At 28.8% G+C, this 16,923-nt stretch carries 17 protein-coding genes and 1 other annotated feature; of the genes, 1 reads left to right on the plus strand and 16 read right to left on the minus strand.

Going from position 1 to position 16,923, the window contains the following annotated elements:
- Nucleotides 1-63: 63 nt before the first annotated feature.
- The 14 genes from I2A66_RS07100 to I2A66_RS07165 all read right to left on the minus strand — a co-directional run bounded on the left by I2A66_RS07100 (nucleotide 64) and on the right by I2A66_RS07165 (nucleotide 15,685).
- Entirely contained in the window at nucleotides 64-1,779 is a 1,716-nt protein-coding gene (locus I2A66_RS07100; RefSeq protein WP_195251325.1) for a phospho-sugar mutase, read from the minus strand.
- Nucleotides 1,780-1,887: 108 nt separating this feature from the next.
- Complete coding sequence (locus tag I2A66_RS07105; protein WP_122641208.1) at nucleotides 1,888-2,724, minus strand: 3D domain-containing protein; 837 nt, start codon at nucleotides 2,722-2,724, stop codon at nucleotides 1,888-1,890.
- Between the two features lie 331 nt (nucleotides 2,725-3,055).
- Complete coding sequence (locus I2A66_RS07110; protein ID WP_243113421.1) at nucleotides 3,056-4,471, minus strand: cation:dicarboxylate symporter family transporter; 1,416 nt, start codon at nucleotides 4,469-4,471, stop codon at nucleotides 3,056-3,058.
- A 376-nt stretch (nucleotides 4,472-4,847) separates the two neighbouring features.
- Entirely contained in the window at nucleotides 4,848-5,165 is a 318-nt protein-coding gene (locus tag I2A66_RS07115) for a zinc ribbon domain-containing protein (protein ID WP_330615466.1), read from the minus strand.
- 145 nt (nucleotides 5,166-5,310) lie between these two features.
- Nucleotides 5,311-6,348: a sulfate/molybdate ABC transporter ATP-binding protein gene (locus I2A66_RS07120; RefSeq protein WP_147516115.1), complete on the minus strand. Its 1,038-nt coding sequence runs from the start codon at nucleotides 6,346-6,348 to the stop codon at nucleotides 5,311-5,313.
- Between the two features lie 4 nt (nucleotides 6,349-6,352).
- Nucleotides 6,353-7,045 (minus strand): molybdate ABC transporter permease subunit, encoded by a 693-nt coding sequence (gene modB / locus I2A66_RS07125; protein ID WP_122640715.1) that lies wholly within the window; start codon nucleotides 7,043-7,045, stop codon nucleotides 6,353-6,355.
- A 22-nt stretch (nucleotides 7,046-7,067) separates the two neighbouring features.
- On the minus strand, nucleotides 7,068-7,865 hold the full coding sequence (gene modA, locus I2A66_RS07130; RefSeq protein WP_122640716.1) for a molybdate ABC transporter substrate-binding protein: 798 nt from the start codon (nucleotides 7,863-7,865) through the stop codon (nucleotides 7,068-7,070).
- A gap of 214 nt (nucleotides 7,866-8,079) precedes the next feature.
- On the minus strand, nucleotides 8,080-9,189 hold the full coding sequence (locus tag I2A66_RS07135) for a DUF362 domain-containing protein (protein ID WP_122640718.1): 1,110 nt from the start codon (nucleotides 9,187-9,189) through the stop codon (nucleotides 8,080-8,082).
- Nucleotides 9,190-9,376: 187 nt separating this feature from the next.
- Nucleotides 9,377-10,399 carry a ketol-acid reductoisomerase gene (gene ilvC, locus I2A66_RS07140; RefSeq protein ID WP_122640720.1) on the minus strand — a complete coding sequence of 341 codons (1,023 nt, stop codon included), beginning with the start codon at nucleotides 10,397-10,399 and terminating at the stop codon, nucleotides 9,377-9,379.
- A 42-nt stretch (nucleotides 10,400-10,441) separates the two neighbouring features.
- A complete protein-coding gene (gene ilvB, locus I2A66_RS07145) occupies nucleotides 10,442-12,118 on the minus strand; it encodes a biosynthetic-type acetolactate synthase large subunit (RefSeq protein ID WP_122640722.1) in 1,677 nt (558 codons plus the stop codon).
- A gap of 18 nt (nucleotides 12,119-12,136) precedes the next feature.
- Nucleotides 12,137-13,786 (minus strand): dihydroxy-acid dehydratase, encoded by a 1,650-nt coding sequence (gene ilvD / locus I2A66_RS07150; RefSeq protein WP_147516117.1) that lies wholly within the window; start codon nucleotides 13,784-13,786, stop codon nucleotides 12,137-12,139.
- A gap of 24 nt (nucleotides 13,787-13,810) precedes the next feature.
- The gene (locus tag I2A66_RS07155) at nucleotides 13,811-14,038 is read right to left on the minus strand and encodes an ACT domain-containing protein (protein ID WP_122640725.1); all 228 of its coding nucleotides are present in this window, start codon (nucleotides 14,036-14,038) and stop codon (nucleotides 13,811-13,813) included.
- Between the two features lie 80 nt (nucleotides 14,039-14,118).
- Nucleotides 14,119-14,368, minus strand: a binding site (T-box leader).
- An 88-nt stretch (nucleotides 14,369-14,456) separates the two neighbouring features.
- On the minus strand, nucleotides 14,457-14,897 hold the full coding sequence (locus I2A66_RS07160; RefSeq protein WP_147516118.1) for a hypothetical protein: 441 nt from the start codon (nucleotides 14,895-14,897) through the stop codon (nucleotides 14,457-14,459).
- A gap of 41 nt (nucleotides 14,898-14,938) precedes the next feature.
- A complete protein-coding gene (locus tag I2A66_RS07165; protein WP_147516119.1) occupies nucleotides 14,939-15,685 on the minus strand; it encodes a M48 family metallopeptidase in 747 nt (248 codons plus the stop codon).
- Between the two features lie 136 nt (nucleotides 15,686-15,821).
- Between I2A66_RS07165 and I2A66_RS07170 the strand changes: the two genes are divergently transcribed.
- A complete protein-coding gene (locus I2A66_RS07170) occupies nucleotides 15,822-15,983 on the plus strand; it encodes a DUF3006 domain-containing protein (protein ID WP_122640730.1) in 162 nt (53 codons plus the stop codon).
- Nucleotides 15,984-16,065: 82 nt separating this feature from the next.
- On the opposite strand, the gene I2A66_RS17605 is transcribed toward I2A66_RS07170, so the two are convergent.
- Nucleotides 16,066-16,335 carry a hypothetical protein gene (locus tag I2A66_RS17605; RefSeq protein WP_330615458.1) on the minus strand — a complete coding sequence of 90 codons (270 nt, stop codon included), beginning with the start codon at nucleotides 16,333-16,335 and terminating at the stop codon, nucleotides 16,066-16,068.
- A gap of 92 nt (nucleotides 16,336-16,427) precedes the next feature.
- Nucleotides 16,428-16,886, minus strand: coding sequence for a hypothetical protein (locus tag I2A66_RS17610; protein ID WP_330615459.1), 459 nt, complete (start codon nucleotides 16,884-16,886; stop codon nucleotides 16,428-16,430).
- Nucleotides 16,887-16,923: the final 37 nt, after the last annotated feature.

Raw genomic sequence — 16,923 nt, forward strand, 5'->3', positions numbered from 1 at the left:
TTTTATATTTATATAATACTATGAAATATAAAAAGGTGCGATGATATTCGCACCTTTTTATATTTATTTTACAGTTTCTACATCCATTACATTATTTAAAATTTTATCTAAACTAATCTTTATTCCATCTAGCTTTTCATTTGCATTTTCCTCATTTTCCCCTTTTACAGCTATATAAAATTTAAGCTTAGGCTCAGTTCCTGATGGTCTAACAGCTATCCAAGATTCATCTTCTAAGAAGTATTTTAATACGTTTGCCTTAGGAAGATTATCTATACCTTTTTGATAATCTTTTAAATCTACGACTTTAACATTATTTATACTAGATATTTCAGTATTTCTAAAATAACTTATTATTTCTTGAATTTTATTAAGCCCCTCTATACCTTTTAATGTTATAGAAATAGTCTTTTCTTTGAAGAATCCATACTTTTTATATAATTCTAATAACCCTTCATATAAACTCATTCCTTTAGAATAATAGTACGCTGCCATTTCAGCTATTAATAATGAAGCAACAACTCCGTCTTTATCTCTTGCATGAGTTCCTACTAAGTATCCATAACTTTCTTCATATCCAAAAAGATATGTATTTTTATTAGTTTCTTCAAAAGATTTTATTTTTTCACCTATAAATTTAAATCCAGTAAGCACATTCATTACATCTATATTGTTAGCTTTTGCTATATCCGCTCCAAATTCAGATGTAACTATAGTTTTTATAAGAACTGAATCATCTTTTAGCTTATTATTTTCTTTTAAACCTTCTATTATATAATTAGTTAAAAGTCCACCTATTTGGTTTCCAGTTAAAAGTGCATAATCTCCACTAACAGTTTTAACGGCTACACCAACTCTATCACAGTCAGGATCAGTTGCTATTACTAAGTCAGATCCACTAGCTTTAGCAAGTTCTATTCCTCTTGTTAATGCCTTTTGTTCTTCTGGGTTAGGATATTCTATTCCAGCAAAGTTTGGATCTGGCATTTCCTCTTCAGGAACTATAAGCACATTTTCAAATCCTACTTCATTTAAGGCTCTTTTTATTGGTACATTTCCAGTTCCACAAAGTGGAGTATATACTATTTTAAATTCTTTTCCTACTTTTTGTATAACATGTCTTCTTATTGATTGAATTTTAACTTCTTCTATAAAAGCTGTATCTTGTTCTTTTCCTAACATTACAACTAAGCTTTTATTTTCTTCAGTTATAGTTGGTATTATACTATAATCCTCTATACTATTTATTTCATCTGTTATAGCATTAGCTATTTCAGGCATTACTTGAGCCCCATCTTCCCAGTACACTTTATATCCATTATATTCTGGTGGATTGTGACTTGCTGTTATAACTATACCTGCTATAGTATTTAAACTTCTAACCGCAAATGATAATTCAGGAGTTGTTCTTAAACTATCAAATATGTATGCCTTTATTTCGCATGCAGCTAATGTATTAGCAGCCTCTATACAAAATTCTCTAGACATATGTCTATTATCATGTGCTATCACTACACCTCTATTTTTCTCTTCTTCAGTTGTATTTTTTTCTATGTAATTAGCTAGTCCAAATGTAGCTCTTCTTACTGTATATTTATTTATTCTATTTGTTCCTGCTGCAATTACACCCCTAAGACCTGCTGTTCCAAACTCTAAATTTTTATAAAATCTATCTTCTATTTCTTTTTCATTATCCTTTATAAGATTTAGCTCTTTTTTTGTTGCATCATCAAAATAAGGATTATTTAACCATGTTTCATAACTTGCTTTGTATCCCATATATATTTCTCCTTTTAAATCTATATCTTTTAGTATAATTAAATTTACACATTTAATAGTAATACAATTTTTTATGTAAGTAAAGTATATATAACCAAATTTATAACCCTATTTTATATATATATCAATACTTCTTCTTCCCCATTGTATACACTGAGATTCACTATTCATAAATATATCAATTTTATTGCCCTTTATAGCACCTCCACAGTCTTCCGCTATAAATGTCATATCAAATTGAGGTATATACACCCTACTTCCATATGGTATTACACTTGGATCTACAGCTATAGTACCCCATTTAGGTATTGTTCCTGTAGATGTTATAGAATCACCTGCATATGCAGTTGCAACTACAGACATATGAGTTCCGCTTATTGAAGACGACGTTTCTCCTAATTCTTGTGATGTATTTCTTGACGTTGTTGATCTTGATGCTACTATAATTTCTTCTTTGGTTCCACTTTTTACAATCTTATTAGTAGGCTCTTTAGATATGCGTTCTTCTTCTAGTACTTTTTTAATTAATTTTCCATCATGATATGTAAGTGTATAAGTTAATTCTTTTTCTCCAGATTCACCTTCTTGAGCTACTTCTGTTTTTCCTTTAAGTAGTTCATTATCTTCTAGTAACTGAACCTCAAAAGGTATCTCTTCTTTTTCACTTACTGTTGACGTAGTTACATCAACTACTTTAATATCCATATAGTCCTTTACTTCTGAGTCTAAGCTTGGAGTTATTATATCATTATCATCGTATTTTATTCCATTCTCATCAAGCAACTCTTTTACGCTTTTCTTAAATGTAGATACTTTAATTTCTTCCCCCTTAATAATTATAGAAACTTGCTCTTTATTTAAAGTCCAGTATCCAGCTAAAGAAACTGATAGTACCAATGATGTCCCTAAAAATAGTGCAATCAACTTACTTTCTTTAATTTTCATAAGTTTCCCCCTGTATTATAACCTCATAAAGTTTACTTTTAATTTATATTGCTTGCCATTTAGGATTATGTAACTAAATTGTAACTATTCGTTTCTATTCTGTCAATTGACATTTTTGTCAAAAGATGCTTACATAGCGTTTACAGTATATACATAGCAAAATTTTTCATAAATTTATACTTATTTTTGATTAAAATAAGTATTTTGTTATTTTTTATTAGATCTATTTGAATTATGTATAATTTATAGATAATAATATCCTTTATATAATTAAATTTTATTTATATAGTAAAAAAGGTGATTCTATCATCAAGAATCACCTTTTTGTTAACTAAGCAGTTTTTTCTTTATTATTTTCTTTTTCTATATTCCCATTAAAAATATTTTTATCTAATTTTCCTAAAGATTTTGCAACTGATATAGCTGTAGTACTTGCCCCATTTACGTTTATCATAGTACGCCCCATATCTAATATAGGATCTATAGCTATTATTCCTCCTACTAATGGGAAATATGCGCCAAGGCCAACCCCTGATAAAACTACTGACACTGCCATTGTAGCAGTTCCAGGAAGTCCTGCTATTCCTAATGAACTTATAGTTATTACTATAAATAGCATTGCATAGAAACTAGCATTCATCTCAACACCAGCCATATTAGCTACAGTTACTGCAACTAAAGCTGGATATATTCCTGCACATCCATTCATCCCCATATTAGCACCTAAACTTGCTGTAAAACTTGCTACACTTTCATCTACACCTTGCTTATCTTTTAAAGTTTCTATCGTTACTGGTAATGTTCCTAAGCTTGATCTAGATGTAAATCCTAAAAGTAAAGGCTCTACTGCATTTTTTACATAAGTTATTGGATTTAACCCATTTAAAGTAATTATTACTAAATGTATTATAAATAATATTGCTACAGATATATAAAGTGCAGCTACAAACTCAAATACAGATATCATAGATGATAATCCACGAGCTGTTATAGTATTTGCAAGCATTGCTACTACTGCATAAGGCATAAACTTTATTACAGTCATAGCCACACTTACTATTATTTTATAAAATGCTTCAACTAAATTTTCAAATGGCTTGATTATGTCTGCATATTTCTTTCTTTGTCTCTTAACTGCCAATCCTAAGAATGTAGCAAATATTATTATTGCAACTATATTCCCTTCTGCCATAGATGCAACTGGATTTGATGGTAAAAGACCTCTTAATGTATCTACTAAAGGCGTTATTTCTCTCATTTCAGTTGTAGACTCTACTATATTAGTGCTACCAACCCCTAACTTCATAAGATTTGCAACCACTATACCAACTGTTGCTGCTAGTGCAGTCGTTCCAAGTAGCATACCTAAAGATCTAAATGTAAGTTTTCCTAAATCTTCTCCTTCACCCATATTAATTATAACTCTTAATATAGATACAAATACTAATGGAACAACTAACATTTTTAGTAAATCCATAAATCCAGATCCAAATAGACCATACCATTTACTTACTTCTTGTAGCCAAGTAACTTGAGTTGGATCTTCTGGAAGTCCTGCTACTACTTGTATTATGACTCCTAATAAAAGACCTATCATAGTTGCATAAATTGTTCTAGTCGAAAATTTAATTTTCTTTTTTTCAAAAACATTAACTATGAAAAATGTTCCTATAAGAATTGATATAAAAATAACAGTTTTTATATCAGTAATCATAAGAAATTCTGATAAAAATGAACTTTTTCCCATTTTATAATTCCTCCTAATAAGCATATTTATGTATTTTTTTGTTGAATGTACCATAATAAATATAATTTTATATAAATTTATTTAATTATCGCTCATAAGACTATGATATATTATTAACATAGTCTAGTCAATATAATTTTTAAGCAAATTTCTAAATTTATTTTATTTTTTTAACAAAACACTATATATAAATTTATATAATTATTATGAATTAAGAATTTTAACTTAAAATTCTTAATTATTATGATCGTGTTATCAAAATGATAATACAATAATCATATTATACAATTATCATTTTGATAATGCAATATATATTTTATTTTTTATAAAAATAGGAGCTACTAAAAAATCAAAGTAGCTCCTATAACCAATATATTTATATTTGTTCTCCACAATAAGGGCAGTATCTGTAATCATTATCTATTTTATTTCCACAATTCTTACATCTATTATCAGTTTTAATTTCATTCAAGTCCCAATAAGTTAGGTTTGAATCCAATCCTTTTTCTATAGCATTTCCCTTTTCATTAGATATACTATATATAGAATCACAGTTTTTACACATTAAATAATAACTTTCATTCCATTTAAAAATAGGTATGAAAAATATATGAAAATAAGTGTAATTTTTTATTAATTTCATTACACTTAAATTATCACAATTATTACAAGTTATATTATGTAACTCTTTAATTTCTTTGTTTTTTTATCTATACCTAAAATTCCTATAAAAAACATAACTATCTCCTATTTATTTTAATTATTATTTATAGATATAAAAATTTATTGATTACATCATTTTTATATTTATAATAATGCATTACATACTTTTTTATATATTAAAATAAGAATATTTTATCTTCTTCAAATTTTACTAACACATTATCTCCAATATTTAAAGGTTTTATATTTTTACTTACCTCTAATTGAATACTTTTTATACAATTATCATTTTTTGCAAACAAAGTATAACTAAAAGGATTTTCAATTATATTATTTATTTTTAAATTAAATGTATTATTAGATTCTTCATGTACAATTGATATATAGTGAGCTCTTATTCCTATGTACTTTATTTTTTTATCTATATTTTTATTTAGCTTAAATTTAATATTCCAATCTCTTGAATAAATTATATTATCATCGAATATATCTATTTCACTTATATTTTTGCATCCAGTAATTTTAGCCTCAGTATAAGACATAGGCTTATCAAATAAATCATGAACTTCCCTTTTGGGCATACTTATTCCCTTATCATATACTAATATATCATCACATACACGATAAGACTCCTCCCTATCATGCGTAACAAATATAACGTCACCTTTATATGCATTTAATATACTTATTAACTCCTTTTCCATACTTCCTCTTAAATGATAATCTAGGGCTGAAAATGGCTCATCTAAAAGTAGTATATCTGGTGAAGGTGCCAAAGCTCTAGCCAATGCCACTCTTTGTTGCTGACCACCTGATAGTTGCCATGGATACCTATCTTCTAATCCGTCTATACATAATCGTTTTATGTATTCTTTAGATATCTCTTTTCTTGTTGATTTTGGTAATTTAGAAAGACCTAGTTCAATATTTTGAGTTACATTCATATGAGGAAATAAGGCATAGTTTTGAAATAAAAAGCCAACTTTCCTTTCTTGAGTATTTAAATTTATATTTTTCTCTGAATCAAATAATACCCTATCATTTAATATTATTTTACCTTTACTTGGATTTTCTAACCCAGCTATACATTTTAATGTCATACTTTTTCCAGATCCAGACTCTCCTAAAAAACCTAATATACCACTTTTTTGTTCAAATTTAGTTTTTAGGGTGAAGGAAGATAAGTTCTTTTCTATATCTACATATAAGCTCATTTATCTATATTCCTTTCTTTCTACTTTTTCCAATTATCTTTTGCTGATTTTCAGACCAATAGTTAAGTACTAATATCATAATTATAGAAATTAATGTAATAATTAATACCCATATCATTGCCTTTTGCATGTCTCTTCCTTCAACTGCAAAAAATATTGCAAGTGGCATAGTTTGAGTTTTACCTGGTATATTTCCTGCAATCATTAATGTGGCTCCAAACTCACCTAGTGCTCTTGCAAAAGATAGCACAATTCCTGCAATTATACCCGGCAATGCTAGAGGAATAGCAATTTTATAAAATATCTTCCACTCACTTAGACCTAACGTTCTTGCTGCAGATATTAGATTATCATCTATTTGTTCAAAGGCTGATCTTGATGTTCTATACATCATAGGAAATGCTACCGCTGTCGATGCTATAACCGTTGCAGTAAAGCTAAATACTAAGGTTAGATCAAAATTTAATAATAATTTTCCTACAAATCCATTTTTACCTATTAATAATAGTAAAAAAAATCCTACTACTGTAGGAGGCAATACTAAAGGAAGGGTAAGTAATCCATCTATTAGTCCTTTATATCTACCTTTGTAATTTGCCATCAAGTAAGATACTAATATTCCAATTACAAAAGTTATTGCTGTTGATAAAAATGCTGATTTTAACGATATCCATAATGGAGAATATTCTGCAATCACTCCGTAGCCCTCCATTTAAAGTCTATTTAATACTTTTATACCCAAATTCTTTGAAAATTGATTGTCCTTGTTCACTTAATAAAAATTCTTCAAAATCTCTTGCTTCTTCTTGTTCCTTACTATCTTTTATAACAGCTATAGGATATATTATTGCAGTATGTGATGTATCCGATGTAGTTTCAACTATTTTTATTTTATCAGAATTTATAGCATCACTATAATATACAAATCCAACTTCTGCATTTTCCGATTGCGTCCATGCTAAAACCTCTTTAACATCTTTGGCAAAAACTAGTTTATCACTTACTTTATCTTTTAACTCTAAGTTTATTAAAACTTCATCTGCATACTTTCCTGCTGGAACACTTTCTGGCTCTCCAACAGCTATGTGTTTTACTTTATTTGTAGTTAAATCATCAATACTATTTATATCGCTACTTTTTGATGATATTAAAACTAAATCATTTTCTAATAAATCTTTATATGTACCTTCTAGCAAAAGCCCTTTATCATCTAATGCTTTCATTTGCTTTTGACCTGCTGATATAAATACATCGCATGGTGCTCCTTCTTCTATTTGAGATTGAAGAGATCCTGAAGAACCATAGTTTACAACTAATTTTACATTTTCATTTATATTGATATATTCTTCTTCTATTTTTTCCATAACTTCTTTTAAGCTTGCTGCTGCAGATATATTTAGTTCTATTAATTGTTTTGAATTAGATAAATTGCTACTCCCACTATTATTGCATCCTACTAATCCTAATGATAGGCATAGGCTCACAAATAACAGTCCTATAGATTTTTTTAGTTTCATTTTATTACCCTCCCAAATATGAATACTTTTTATTGAATTTTTAATATTTTAATCACTTTTTGTATATTTGTTTGATAAATTTATTTTATTATATTTTTCATAAGTTTATCAATAGACAATACCATTTTTATATTATATTTTTTAATTATAATATAAAAATGGAGCTGTTTTACTAATTATTATAAAACAACCCCTTTTATATACTTAATATACCTTATATTTCAATTAATTCATATTTCTTATTACCTAACCCTAACTTAACAGAGTGATCTATACAGACCTCCCAGTTAGTTTCTGGATGATTATTTATAAAGTGATCACAACAATTGTGATCCATTTCATCTAATCTACTTCCCTTTATTACACTCTGCTTATTACAAGCATCAGCACATGCCATATCAAGTGCAACTGGATCAAATGATGCAAACATACCTACATCTGGTATTATAGGTAAATCATTTTCTGCATGGCAATCACAATATGGAGATACATCAACAACTAAGCTTATATGGAAGTTTGGTCTTCCATTTAATACTGCATAAGAATATTCTGCAATTTTTTTATTTAATACATCATTTACTTCATCTCCAGCAGCTTTTACTGAATCAAAATTACAACTTCCTATACATCTTCCACATCCAACACATTTATCATGATTTATCTGTGCTTTTTTATTTACATTAAAACTTATAGCTCCATGAGCACAATTTTTGTAACAAGCCTTGCAACTCACACATTTATCTTCTTGTATAAATGGTTTACCACTACTATGCATCTCCATCTTACCAGCACGAGAACCACATCCCATACCTATATTTTTAAGTGCTCCTCCAAATCCAGTTGACTCATGTCCTTTAAAGTGATTCATACTAATAAATATATCTGCATCCATTATAGCTTGTCCTATTTTAGCTTCTTTGACATATTCTCCACCCTTAACTTCTACAAGAGCTTCATCTGTTCCCTTAAGTCCATCCGCTATTATAACATGGCATCCTGTAGCAAAAGGGTTATATCCATTTACATAAGCTGTATCAAGATGTTCTAAAGCATTTTTTCTTTTTCCAACATATAATGTATTACAATCTGTTAAGAATACTTTTCCACCGTTATTCTTTACTAAATCAACTATAACTTTTGAATAATTAGGCCTTAAATAAGCTAAGTTACCAGCTTCTCCAAAGTGTATTTTTATAGCAGTAAACTTATCCTTAAAATCTATTTCTTCTATACCTGCTTTTTTTACAAGCTTTTCTAGTTTTAATGGTAAAGTTTCTCCAAATTTTGTTCTTAAGTTCGTATAATATACTTTTGATTTATTCATAAATCTATTCTCCTTCCCCATTTGTAATATATACTTACTTTTCAACTTAATATTAATTATATTATAAAATTTGTTGCACCTCTACCATCTAATTGGTAATAATTAAAATTCTTTTATCTAAAAAATAAAAGTACTGCTATAATAAATATTTATTATAGCAGTACTAAGTAATCTTAATTTGTGTTAATTAACAATTTGTTGCCTTTACTTTTTGTTCATTTTTATTTAAAAAAGACATCATATTTCTTAAATTTCTTCCAACTTCAGATATTTGCGAATTGTATTCTTCATTTCTCTTAGCTAAAAAGTTTACGCATCCACTTTCATTTTCTTCTATCCATTCTTTTGCAAACTTACCATTTTGTATATCATTTAAGATATCTCTCATTCCTTTTCTTGCTTCATCAGTTATTACTCTTGGACCTGATACATAATCACCATATTCAGCAGTGTCACTTATACTGTATCTCATTGCTTCAAATCCACCTTCATAGATTAAATCCACTATTAATTTCATTTCATGTAAGCATTCAAAATATGCTACTTCTGGTTGATAACCTGCATCTACTAAAGTTTTAAATCCTGATTTTATAAGCTCACTTACTCCACCACAAAGAACTGCTTGTTCTCCAAATAAATCAGTTTCAGTTTCTTCTTTAAATGTAGTTCTAAGTACTCCAGCACGAGTTGCACCTATTCCTTTTGCATAGGCTAAAACTGTAGTTTCAGCATCACCAGTGTGATCCTGCTCTACTGCAAATAATGCTGGAACTCCACTTCCATTTTTAAATACACTTCTAACTAAATGCCCTGGTCCTTTTGGAGCTACCATTACAACATCTACAAAATCCGGTGGAGTTATTCTATTATAGTGTATATTAAATCCATGAGCAAAAGCTAAGGTTTGACCTTCTCTTAAATTATCTCTAACACTATCTTCATATATTTGCTTTTGAGCTGTATCTGGAAGAAGTAACATTACTATATCACTCTGTTTTGTAGCATTGGAAACACTTACAACTTCAAATCCATCATCTACAGCTTTTTGTCTTGATTTGCTGCCTTCATGTAATCCTACTACTACTTCTACTCCACTATCCCTAAGGTTTTGAGCATGTGCATGACCTTGACTTCCATAACCTAATATTGCAACCTTTTTATTTTTTAAAACATCTAAGTTTACATCATTTTCATAGTACATTTTTTTCATTTTTAAATCCCCCTATATTCTTAAGTATTTTTATATTTTAATCTAATGACATATTAAGTTTTCTAATGCATCATTAGGCGGTACTATCGGATATACATTATAATCTTTATTTATATTGCACTGTAAGATTATTGGTTTATTAAAATCTACTTTATTTAAAACTAAATTTAATTCATCTATATCACTTATACTGTATCCATCTATATTATATGCCTTAGCTAGAACTACATAATCTAAACTATTATCTATATCTGTTTCTGAGTATCTTTCATGTGAAAATAGTTTTTGCCACTGCCTTACCATTCCAAGTGCTCCATTATTAAGAAGTACTATAACTATTGGTATTCTATATTTTGACACTGTTGCAAGCTCATTACAGTTCATTCTAAAACTTCCATCTCCAGTAACTAAAACTACCAGTTTATTTTCATTACCAACCTTACTTCCTATTGCTGCACCTAACCCAAATCCCATAGTTCCAAGGCCAGCTGAAGTTATTAGTGTTTTTCCCTTAGAGTACTCCCAGTACTTCGCTGTCCACATTTGATGTTGACCCACATCTGTTACAACGATGCTATTTGAACCTATCTTTTGGTTTAATAACTTTAATATATTCTTAGGATGAAACTCATCTTTTTTTAACATTATATCTTCTTTAAATTCTTTTATATTCTCTTTCCAATTCTCATTATTTTTAACTTTTACGCTATTAATTAGTACTTTTAATACATTTGCTACATCTCCAGTTAAAACTACATCTGTCTCTACATTTTTATTTAATTCTGATGGATCTATATCTATATGAATTATATTTGCTTTTTTTGCAAATTCAGATGTCTTTCCTACAACTCTATCACTAAATCTAGCTCCTATTGCTATTACTAAATCTGAATTAGAAAGAGCTAAATTACTCTCTCTACTTCCATGCATACCAACTAATCCTAAAGATAGTTTATCTTTTCTATCTATACTCCCTAGCCCCATAAGTGTATTTACAACTGGAGTATCTATTTTTTTAGCAAATTCAAGTAATAAATCCTCCGCATTAGATGATTTAACTCCTCCACCAGCATAGATAATTGGTTTTTTTGATTTATGTATTAAATCTATAGCTTTATTTAAACTTTCATTATTAACTTCATCCAATTCAAAAGTGTTTAATTTATTTAAATCGATTTTATGTAAATAAGAAGTGTAATTGTCTGGATTAAAATCAATCTCCTCTAAAAATAAATCCTTAGGTATATCTATAAGTACAGGACCTTTTCTTCCAGTGTTAGCAACCTTAAAAGCTTCTTTTATAGTTGGAGCTATATCTTTAATATTTCTAACTAAATAATTATGCTTAGTTATTGATAATGTAACACCTGTTATATCTATTTCTTGAAAGGAATCCTTACCTAGTAATGTAGTTGGAACTTGACCGCTTATTACTACTAAAGGGCTAGAATCCATATAGGCTGTAGCTATACCTGTTACAGCATTAGTTGCTCCTGGTCCAGATGTTACAAAACATACAGCAACTTTTCCTGTACTTCTTGCATATCCATCAGCTGCATGTACAAGTCCTTGTTCATGGCTAGTTCTTACATGCTTAAAATCATTTTTATAGTCATATAGTGCATCATATAAAGGTATTACCGCACCTCCTGGATATCCAAATATAGTGTTTACACCTTCTTTTTTAAGACACTCTAATACAATCCTAGCACCCTGCATACTACACCTCCTCATTTACTATTCACATACAGCTCCCTTACCTGCTGAACTAACTAAACTTGCATATTTCCTTAAGTACCCACTTAAGTTCTTAAGTTTTATTTCTGTATTTTCTTTTCTTTTGGTTATAACACCTTCATCTACTAAGAGTTGTAAACATCCTTCTTTCAAGTTTACTTTTATTAAGTCACCATCACATACATATGCTATAAGTCCACCTTCAGCTGCTTCTGGTGATACATGTCCTATTGAAAATCCCCTACTTCCTCCTGAGAACCTTCCATCTGTAATTAAACAAACATCAGCATCTAAACCCATACCACAAAGTGCAGATGTTGGAGTTAGCATTTCTCTCATACCAGGACCTCCCTTTGGACCTTCATATCTTATAACTACAGCATCGCCTTTCTTTATTTTTCCTGAAAGTATAGCATCTACACAATCTTCTTCACTTTCATATACCTTAGCTACTCCAGTAAATTCAACTACTTTAGAATCTAGTGCAGATTTTTTTATTACAGCTCCATCAGGTGCTAAGTTCCCTCTAAGTACTTTTATTCCACCCTCTTTGGAATATGGATTATTTATATCTCTTATTACACTATTATCATTTTTTTCTATTAATAGTTCTCCTACAGTCTTAACTTCACAAGTTAAAGTGTCTGTATTAATTAACCTCTTTTTATTTAGCTCATTCATTACTGCATACACTCCACCACATGCATTTAAATCTTCTATGTAATCATTTCCTGCCGGACTAAGCTTACATAAATTAGGAACCTTTGAGCTTACTTCATTTATTTTATCTAAGTTCATCTTTACTCCTGCTTCATGAGCTATAGCTGTTAAATGAAGAACTGTGTTTGTAGAACATCCTAAACTCATATCTAAAGCTAGAGCATTCTCAAATGACTTTTTATTCATAATATCTCTTGCTTTTATATCCTTTTCAATTAGTTCCATTATTTTCATACCAGTTTTTTTCGCAAGTCTTTTTCTTTCAGAGTAAACTGCTGGTATTGTACCATTACCTCTAAGTGCCATTCCAAGACCTTCAGTCATACAATTCATAGAGTTTGCAGTAAACATACCTGCACAAGAACCACAAGTTGGACATGCTGCATCTTCTAAATCTAAAAGTTCATCTTCACTAATTTTATTATCAGCAACTTTTCCAACAGCTTCAAAAGTAGTTATCAAATCAACTCTATTTCCATTAAGATTTCCTGCAAGCATTGGTCCACCACTTACAACTATACATGGTATATTTATCCTTGCTGCAGCCATTAACATCCCTGGAACTACCTTGTCACAACTTGGTATAAGAACTATACCATCTAATCCATGTGCTTTAACCATTATTTCTATACTATCTGCTATAATTTCTCTACTTACTAGAGAATATTTCATTCCTTCATGATTCATAGCTATTCCATCACAAACTGCAATAGATGGAAATTCAAGAGGTGTTCCTCCTCTCATTAAAACACCTCTTTTTACACATTCAGTTAACTCTCTTAAATGTATATGACCTGGAACTATCTCATTAAAAGAGTTTACTATGCCTACAAAAGGTTTACCTATCTCTTCATCTGTATACCCACTTGCCTTAAATAAAGATCTATGTGGTGCTTTAGTTAATCCTTCTTTTACTTTATCACTTCTCATTTTATCCCCCTTATTAACTGTTAACTATTGTACTTTTAAGTCTTTTACATCATACAACTTATTCATATAATTTATAACTTCTTGCAAAGAAGTTTTATCTTCATTTATTGTTAATTTTATCCCAGTATTTTCATATTTATCAGTAGTCATACTAATAGCTTTTATAGCTATCTCTTTTCTTCTTAATGTCATGGCTACTCTTAAAAAAGAGTCTATTCCTTGATTTAAATTAGCATATAAATTTCTATCCATATAAAACTACCTCCTAATTATATATAATTCACTATTTTAAATAAAAAAACTCTCATCAATATAAGCAAACCTATCTTACTTATAAGGACGAAAGTTGTCTTCCGCGGTACCACCTTATTTGTAACTATAAAAATATAGTTACCACTCTTTTTCAGGTCATATATTAACCCTATCCATATAACGCTGGAATACGTTCATACTTACTAATAATTTCAGTATGAAAGCTTAGGAGTGATCATTATATACTTCAATTAATACCAACTCTCAGCAACAATTGGTTCTCTGTAATTAATTGTACTTAAGTATTTTTGTCTCCATCTTTGCTTTTTTAATAAAGTTGTTTGTTGTTAATAGAATTATATTCAATATATATATCTATGTCAATCGTATTATTTAAATTTTCTGAATATTTATTTTTTTACGTTAATTCATTTCTTTTATTTTTCTTTTTTCTTTTTATCTTTTTTATACGTTTTTTCTTTTTTGAATTAGATCTAACGTTCCCAACAGATGCTAAAGTTGATGATGATGTTGAAGTATCTTCTGATCCAATTATAGATTCTGATTCTGTCTCTTCCTCTTGAGTAGATATTTGTTGAGCATTGTTAATACCACGACTAGTTCTAAGTATTGCTAAATCAGATACAATCATACCAAAAAATGCTATAAGCATATCCAAATCTGCATCATTTAGCTCTTCAGCTATTGCATATGACAAAGTAGACGATAAAATAACAAAATCTGCATAACTAATAGATGCTAATCCTAGACCACTTTGATTACTATTATTACTTGAACCATTAGTATTGCAATTGCTATTTCTAGAATTAGTTTTTCTACTATTAGTCTTATCTGCCACTCTAACGCCTCCTTTACATATCTATTACTAAAATTATATGTTTAAAGCTTTAATTTATAAGAGTTTTCTTTAAGCCATTTTTCTTGTTCTTTATAATTTGGCATCATTTGTTTTACTAAACTGTAAAAGTCTTTTGAATGATTCATATGTACTAAATGACTAAATTCATGTATAAGAATATAATCTATTGCTTCTTTTCTAGCCATAGATATTTTAGAATTTATATATATAGATCTTTTAGATGTACAAGTACCCCATCTCTTTTTTTGTTCCTTGACCTTTAATTTACTTGGTATTAGCCTCATCATCATGCTACAGTGTTCTCTACAATAAACTAACCTTTCAATTACTATTCTTTCACTTTCTTTTTTATACCAAAGCTTTAGTTTATTTTTGATATATTCTTTTTCAGTATTTTTTACCCTTACTATAAGTAAGTCATTATCTATAAATACTTCTTCATTCTCATCGATAATAATTTTTAAATTATATTCTTTTCCCAAGTACATATACTTTTCATTATCTACAAACTCTTTTTCTTTATATATATGCTCAACCTCTTTATACTCATCAAACTTCTTTAAAATCCAATCACTTTTTTCAATTAAAAAATTCTTTAAAAGTTTTTTAGGAACGCCTAAAGGGCTTATTATACTTACTTCATAATTAGGCTTGATTTGTATAGTTATATTCTTTCTTTTTCTATATATTAAATTTACATTAATATCTATACCTTTATACTTTATAGATATTGTATTTTTATTATGTAATAATTTATCTTTACTCATATAAATACCCTCTCTTTTGAGTTTAATATTAAGATTATAGCATACTTAAATAAACACCAAAAGGACACCAAAATTAATTGTTTTTTGTCAGTTAAAAATATATAATATGAATATAACTTTAAGAGGGGATAAAAATATGATTACAAGAGAGTATATAGTTGCACTAATAAATGGAGACTATGCTATACTTGAAGATGAACATAAGGAAAGAATAAGCATAGCAAGGGCCCTTCTACCTTTGGAAATAGATGAAGGAACTCGTTTATTATTTGAAAATTTCCAATACACTATAATCTAATAGTCTAAATATACAAAGATGGCATGAATTTTAGTTATAACTAACTCTTATTCATGCCATTTTATCTTTTTATTTTTAAATTTTATCCTATTCCACCTAGAATTCCCCCACCTACTAATACAATTAATGTTAATAACACAAATACATATTTTGCCATAGGTTCAAACCAAATTCCAAGAGGCTTTTTAGCTCCAGTTTCTATTTCAGCTTTAGCTTTTTTAATACCTATAATCAAAAAAAACATCACTCCAGATATAAAAGCCCCAAAAGGTATTATGTATATGGATACAATATCCATCCATCTGCTTAAAATATATCCATTTTCTATAAATATACCAATTAAAAATGTCACTATACAAACTAAAAAAACAGATGTATTTCTTTTTAAATTTAACTTATTTTCTAAAGCTTCTATTGGAACTTCAAGTAAATTTATAAGTGATGTTATAGATGCCCAAAATTTCCGGATATTTCTCCAAAATAAACTCCAGAATCTAGAGTTCTTAGCATATCACCAGTTATAGAACCTACTAAAAATTTAATAAACCATCCCACGACTACTGCGTATCCTACAGCTATACCAAATGCTCCTAGAACTGGAATTATTCCAAATACACTTCCTCCTTTATATCCTCTAGATTTCATTGCATAATCAAAAGATCCTATAGGACCAGTTTGAGTCATTCTCCCAAATGCAAACTCTTCTATAAGACCTGCATATCCTAATAATACAACAAATAATAAATACGGTATAAGAAATGTTGCTCCTCCAAATTGACCTACTCTATATGGAAACATCCATATATTACCCATACCTACCGCTGAACCTACACACGCAAGTATAAATCCTAACTTAGATGTAAATCCATCCCTATTTATTAATATTCTACTTTTATTTGACATAACTCACTCCCCTTTATAAAATATAATATTAAATAAA

It is taken from the genome of Romboutsia sp. 1001713B170207_170306_H8 (genome assembly GCF_015550495.1).
Taxonomy (GTDB): Bacteria; Bacillota; Clostridia; order Peptostreptococcales; family Peptostreptococcaceae; genus Romboutsia_E.

Coding starts and splice junctions, on each gene's coding strand:
- ilvC (WP_122640720.1), bottom strand. CDS start 10,399: ATGAAAAAAATGTACTATGAAAATGATGTAAACTTAGATGTTTTAAAA.
- ilvB (WP_122640722.1), bottom strand. CDS start 12,118: ATGCAGGGTGCTAGGATTGTATTAGAGTGTCTTAAAAAAGAAGGTGTA.
- I2A66_RS07155 (WP_122640725.1), bottom strand. CDS start 14,038: ATGGATAGAAATTTATATGCTAATTTAAATCAAGGAATAGACTCTTTT.
- I2A66_RS07135 (WP_122640718.1), bottom strand. CDS start 9,189: ATGAATAAATCAAAAGTATATTATACGAACTTAAGAACAAAATTTGGA.
- I2A66_RS07105 (WP_122641208.1), bottom strand. CDS start 2,724: ATGAAAATTAAAGAAAGTAAGTTGATTGCACTATTTTTAGGGACATCA.
- I2A66_RS07170 (WP_122640730.1), top strand. CDS start 15,822: ATGATTACAAGAGAGTATATAGTTGCACTAATAAATGGAGACTATGCT.
- I2A66_RS17610 (WP_330615459.1), bottom strand. CDS start 16,886: ATGTCAAATAAAAGTAGAATATTAATAAATAGGGATGGATTTACATCT.
- modA (WP_122640716.1), bottom strand. CDS start 7,865: ATGAAACTAAAAAAATCTATAGGACTGTTATTTGTGAGCCTATGCCTA.
- I2A66_RS07110 (WP_243113421.1), bottom strand. CDS start 4,471: ATGGGAAAAAGTTCATTTTTATCAGAATTTCTTATGATTACTGATATA.
- ilvD (WP_147516117.1), bottom strand. CDS start 13,786: ATGAGAAGTGATAAAGTAAAAGAAGGATTAACTAAAGCACCACATAGA.
- I2A66_RS07100 (WP_195251325.1), bottom strand. CDS start 1,779: ATGGGATACAAAGCAAGTTATGAAACATGGTTAAATAATCCTTATTTT.
- I2A66_RS07120 (WP_147516115.1), bottom strand. CDS start 6,348: ATGAGCTTATATGTAGATATAGAAAAGAACTTATCTTCCTTCACCCTA.
- I2A66_RS07165 (WP_147516119.1), bottom strand. CDS start 15,685: ATGAGTAAAGATAAATTATTACATAATAAAAATACAATATCTATAAAG.